Source organism: Nostoc sp. MG11 (genome assembly GCF_014904695.1).
Classification (GTDB): Bacteria; Cyanobacteriota; Cyanobacteriia; order Cyanobacteriales; family Nostocaceae; genus Komarekiella.
Genome location: NZ_JACXXN010000046.1, coordinates 1 through 5,319 on the forward strand (window position 1 = coordinate 1; position 5,319 = coordinate 5,319).

Consider the following 5,319-nt stretch of genomic DNA (forward strand, 5'->3'; position numbering starts at 1 on the left):
AAACTGCTCAGAAGGTTCTCAATCGTTTCATTGCTGAACTAATCGGTTCAGTTTAGCTGTTTGGGGAATTCGCCAACGGTATCCGTATCTCGGCGGCCACCCATAAAGCTCACCAATGGTGGTATTTCCTTGATAACCCTGAAGTGCCTCCTGATAACAATCTCGCTGAACGCCCGCTGCGTTTAGCTGTCACGAAACGTAAGGTTAGTGATGGTTCCCGTTCGATGGAGCGGTTTCAACACACTGCTAATTTGTTGACGGTACTACAAACTTGTCGCCGTCAAGGTAGGTCTGTCATTAATTTTTTGTCCAAGCACTACTTGCTGACTCTATTAATTCTCAGTCTCGCCCTTGCCCTAGTACCTCAATTTTAGACCTGAATCCTTACACTGACCCAACAACAGAAGCACCCAAAGACATTAGTAATACAACTGTTGCTGAACCACTCCCAATACCAACAACACAACCAATAGCTGAACCAACAATTGCACTACTCAAGGAACCAGCAATAGAACCAATTACAGACCCAATCCTTAACATCGGTTGATTACGTTATTTTTCAGAACTGTCTAAAATTATATACGTATGTTGTCGGTGAGAGTGTACATCAAAATTTGATCAACACCAATGCACAAGCACGAAGGGATGAAATCAGGAAACCCCAGCCAAGAGCCGAGTAACGGCGAATGGCGTTATTGCTCAACCTCCATACTATCAGCGATTGTTACCTTTTAGCTTGTCAAGAAACAACTTTTACAATTTGCTATCTAGAAAGCTTATTGAGCAAGCCTTTCTAACTTAAAAAAGGCAAGATTGTTACGTGACAAGCTCTTTCTTTTTCTTTTAGTACATGTGTACTATACTGAGATGCGTTCGCCCTGAGCTTACAGAGAATTGGTCTTAAGTGTCTTAAGTGTCTTAACTGTCCTTGTATTTTCTATTTTGATATGAGACTATCAAGATGCCTATAAATAATTAATTAATGACTTTTTCGCCAAGAGTCATATCTGTATATTTGAATTTAAAATTTAGATTCCAGTTAGGGTATTACTAAATTTGATATCTTATCTAGTTACTATTTATTTTTTTTCAAATTACAGAAATGTTATCCCAATTAATAGGGCTCATTAATTATTTATGCAATTTTGTATGACTGCTCTAGAATTATGGAGAAAAAATAGCTAAAACACAGGTTAAACTATCGTGAAAAGTATAAAAACTACATAGTTTACTTAATGTTAAGCTATCTTTATCGTCAAAAATTCGCGAAGGTAATACAAATTGTCTTCTATTTAGAAGGCTAAATTTTTTGCAAATTATAAAGGACAAAAGTTATGGCATTGTCAGAACTCCAAAAGCGCAAGCTAAAAGTTGAATTTCAAAGTTATGATTTAGATGGTGATGGGGCAATAAATCAAGATGACTTTGAAGGTCTTGCTGCTCAGATAGCTAGAGTTACAGGTATAAAATCAGGAGCATCAGAATACGAACAACTAAAATCAGAGTACCAAAAGCATTGGAATGAATTAAAGAAAATAGCTGATAGTGATGGGAACGATGAAGTCAGCTTAGATGAATGGTACAAATACAGCGAGAGCATTATTAATGACCAGAAGCAATTTGATCAATACGTAATAGATTCAACCAGCCGGCTTGTAGAGTTAATCGATACTGATAATGACGGTAAACTTACTCTAGAAAATTACAAGCGTTTCTTCACGGCTTATGGTTTAGGAGCAAGTGAAGAAGAGGCAATCTTTAAAAAGCTTGACACAAATGGTGATGGTTTTGTCACAAAGGAGGAAGTTTTAAAGCTTGTCCGTGAGTTCTATCTCTCTCAAGATGAAAATGCTCCTGGTAACTGGATTCTTGGTCAATTTTAATGATTGATCGGCTGCTACTTTTGCTTAACCCTTTTATGTCACTCTAGAGTAAAATATTAATTTTTCGTTAGCTAAAACCATGAAAAATTATCATTTTGTTCAAGATTGATCGAAGAGTAGTAGGAGTCTCCAAAGTGTGATTCGTAGATGGCTGGATTTATTAAAATTCAGCCATCTAGTAAAGAGAAAAACTTTACGTCCGAATCTAATATGAAAGAGGCAGAGGATAGTACCTACCCTCGACCAATAAATAAAATCTCTAGTCGTTTCAATAATATTTTTTGCCAAACTTATGATTTGATTTTTGATGCTTTCACTCTTCGAGCAAAAACGACTGCGGGATATTTTATGACTTATATCAATTGTTCAAAAATAGGCTATAGATGATGCCGAGAAGACGCGGTAATTGATGTGTTACAGGATTTTAGAGAATTAGTATTTCTGACATCTACTTTAGAGCTTGTTATAGCAAACTTATAAAGCAAATCTTATGATTCTAAGTCAAGAACGAGCAACCCTCGAAAAGTTTTTTCCAGGATTGGATGCAGTTCTTATAAATATTCCTCTGCTAGAAATGGAAAGCCGAAATAATCCTGCTTTCCAAGTTTTTAGGGAATTTGGTGGGCCTGGTTTATTAATACCAACCGAGTATGCTGGTTTAGGAGCGTCTCCACTCCAAGCTATTCGTATTCTACGTGCAATTGCAAGTCGTTCTCCTTCGTTAGCAGTTGCAACGACTATGCACCATATCACAGTAGTTATGACTCAGGTGATGATCACTAATCAGCCTGGTTTTGCTCTACTAGAGCGTGTTGCTCGACAAAACCTCTATTTTGCTTCTGGTTTTGCAGAAGGACAAGTAGGACAAAACATACTTGCTTCATGTATGCAAGTCAAAGAAACTGTGGGTGGTCTAATCATCAGTGGTAGCAAAAAACCCTGTAGTTTGTCTAGATCTATGGACTTGATGGCTGCTAGTGTTATGCTTCCAGCACACCAAGGAGACGAAGATGAATTAGTAATGGTAATTATCCCAGCGAGTGAACCAGGGGTAGAGCGCTACCCTTTCTGGGAAACTTGGCCTCTTGCAGGAACAGAAAGTGATGAGGTCAGACTCCAAGAGGTTTATGTACCCCAAGAATGTATTTACTATATGGGTAAACCTGGTCATTTAAATTCGGTACAGGCTCAGACATTTATTTGGTTTGAACTATTCATCTCAGCTGCTTATCTTGGTATTGCTAGTGCTTTAGTTGAGCGTGTATTCAAAGATGGCAAAGGTATACCTTCTGAGCGTGTTTTACTAGCAACCGAGGTGGAAGGTGCAATGGCCGCACTTGAGGGTTTGGCTTATTGCATAATGAATGGAGAGAAAGATGATAAGACAGTAGCGAAATCTCTATTTGTACGTTACTTAGTTCAACGTGCGATCGCATGTGTCACAACGCAGGCTGTAGAAATTTTAGGTGGTATGTCATTTGTTAAATCATCTGAGGTTGCTTACCTACTTGCTTCTGTCCATGCTCTTGCATTTCATCCCCCTTCACGCCTCAGTATTTCACCAGCATTAGATAAATATTTATCAGGTGAAACTCTTCTTTTAATGTAAAAGAGGGGAAAACTTAACGCTAAAAGTTATTCCTGATTCAAGTAAATTTTCACGATTAAATAATTTTTAAATGATTAAGGCAATACATCAAGAAAAACATGATTTTTATTTAATTAATCAAAACCAAAAATTAAATAATTTACTTTTAAAATATAGTCAATATTGTCTTAATAACACAAATTTAGATGATGATTTTTTGGATGTTGTTACTCAATTGTTAGCCGGGTTAAAGAAAATATTAATTGATGCAAATTTAACAGATTCGATAAATACAGAATTCAAAGTTGAATTAGAAATCAATAAAATCCCTGCAAAAGGTTGGTCAATTGAAGATGTTATTCAAAATATTATCCTAAATTATTTAGGAAATGTTCCCAATTATTCAGCAGGATATGCTCCTCTAAATGTTATTCCTCCTCCTTTAATACCAGCTATTCTTGCTAAATTTGCTTGTGCTATTATTAATCCAAATTTAGTTTATGAAAGCTATGCTGGAAAAGCCATTGAAGCTGAACAGTTAGCTATTTCACATTTAGCTGAAATTATAGGTTTTGAACCAAAAATATCAGGAGGATATTTTACATCAGGAGGCTCTGCAAGTAATTACTGGGCAGTTAGATGTGCCTTGGAAAAAGCATTCCCTGGTTTAGGCGAAAAAGGCTTTAAAGCCTTTTCTAATCAAGAACCTGTGGTTATACAATCAGTTCTTGGTCATTATACCAATGTCAACGCAGCTCGCTTACTTGGTATCGGCACTGAAAATGTTATATCTGTTTCTGTTACACCTGATTTTAGTATATCTTTGCCAGCTTTCCAATCTCAGATGGAGAAAACTATCAAAGAAAACAAACAGGTTGTCTGTATATATTTAATTGCTGGACAGACTGATTCTTTTGGTGTGGATGATGTTAAAGGCGTTGTGAAAATTTGCGAAGAATTATGCAGAAAATATCATGTCCCTAAACCTCATATTCATGTAGATGCTGCTGTTGGGTGGGTTTATAGTATATTTAAAAATTATCAAGTTGCTGATAATTCTCTAGGATTTTCTACAGATACTCTTGATGTTATTCAAAAATTAAACAATTTATATTCTAGTTTATCTTATGCAGATTCTATTACAGTTGACCCCCATAAACATGGTTTTACAGCTTATACTTCTAGTGCCTTAATCTTTAAAAATAAATGCGATTTGTTGCTGCTGCAAAAAGATGTACAGGAAACACCTTATTTTACTGAAGATATTTTCTGCTCATTTCCAGGTGCTTACACGCCCGAAAGTTCTCGTCCAGGAGATGGCCCTTTAATGATTTTAGCTAATTTATATGCGTTAGGCTATGAAGGATACCAAACTATGATTGGTTATGCTATCCAACAAAGCATCATTTTTAAATCTAAATTGCAATTCAGTTTTAAAAATTCTGTCCAAGTTTTAAATCAAAATGTTCCTGGAACAAGCACACTTTGGCGTTTTTATCCACCTGGGATGGAAGCGCAGGAGGCTTACAACAGAGAGTTACTTGGAACTAGTGAAGAAGATTGTAATTTTACTCAAAAAATAAATGAATATAATCACAATTTGTTTGCCACAAGTAAAAATATGCGAAGTCATAACACACCCATTTTAGGATATTCTCATCAGGTAATTGTCAGCAAATCAGGGATGCCAATTAGTGGTTGGAAATGTATAATAATTAATCCTTTTGTTAATATTTTATCAATAATTGATAATTTGCATATTCTCCTAGATATGGTTGTAGAAAATTAATCCATTAACGCCGCCAAAGACTGTTAACAAAACTACTGAAATTTTCAAATTTAATTAGT

General features: G+C 35.8%; 5 protein-coding genes and 1 pseudogene. 5 read left to right on the forward strand and 1 reads right to left on the reverse strand.

Translation table 11 applies throughout. From position 1 onward, the window contains the following. Nucleotides 1-104 precede the first annotated feature (104 nt). Nucleotides 105-374, forward strand: a pseudogene (locus HCR01_RS31350) (IS66 family transposase); the annotation flags it as partial. Nucleotides 375-384: 10 nt separating this feature from the next. Here the strand turns inward: HCR01_RS31350 and HCR01_RS31355 are convergent. Continuing rightward, nucleotides 385-540, reverse strand: coding sequence for a hypothetical protein (locus HCR01_RS31355; RefSeq protein ID WP_193199913.1), 156 nt, complete (start codon nucleotides 538-540; stop codon nucleotides 385-387). Between the two features lie 794 nt (nucleotides 541-1,334). Here HCR01_RS31355 and HCR01_RS31360 point away from each other — a divergent pair. The 4 genes from HCR01_RS31360 to HCR01_RS31370 all read left to right on the forward strand — a co-directional run bounded on the left by HCR01_RS31360 (nucleotide 1,335) and on the right by HCR01_RS31370 (nucleotide 5,260). Continuing rightward, nucleotides 1,335-1,883, forward strand: coding sequence for an EF-hand domain-containing protein (locus HCR01_RS31360; protein ID WP_193199905.1), 549 nt, complete (start codon nucleotides 1,335-1,337; stop codon nucleotides 1,881-1,883). Between the two features lie 147 nt (nucleotides 1,884-2,030). Beyond that, entirely contained in the window at nucleotides 2,031-2,270 is a 240-nt protein-coding gene (locus HCR01_RS39295) for a hypothetical protein (protein WP_226889776.1), read from the forward strand. 103 nt (nucleotides 2,271-2,373) lie between these two features. Then, nucleotides 2,374-3,492 carry an acyl-CoA/acyl-ACP dehydrogenase gene (locus tag HCR01_RS31365; protein WP_193199906.1) on the forward strand — a complete coding sequence of 373 codons (1,119 nt, stop codon included), beginning with the start codon at nucleotides 2,374-2,376 and terminating at the stop codon, nucleotides 3,490-3,492. 70 nt (nucleotides 3,493-3,562) lie between these two features. Further along, nucleotides 3,563-5,260, forward strand: coding sequence for a pyridoxal phosphate-dependent decarboxylase family protein (locus tag HCR01_RS31370; protein WP_193199907.1), 1,698 nt, complete (start codon nucleotides 3,563-3,565; stop codon nucleotides 5,258-5,260). Nucleotides 5,261-5,319 lie beyond the last annotated feature (59 nt).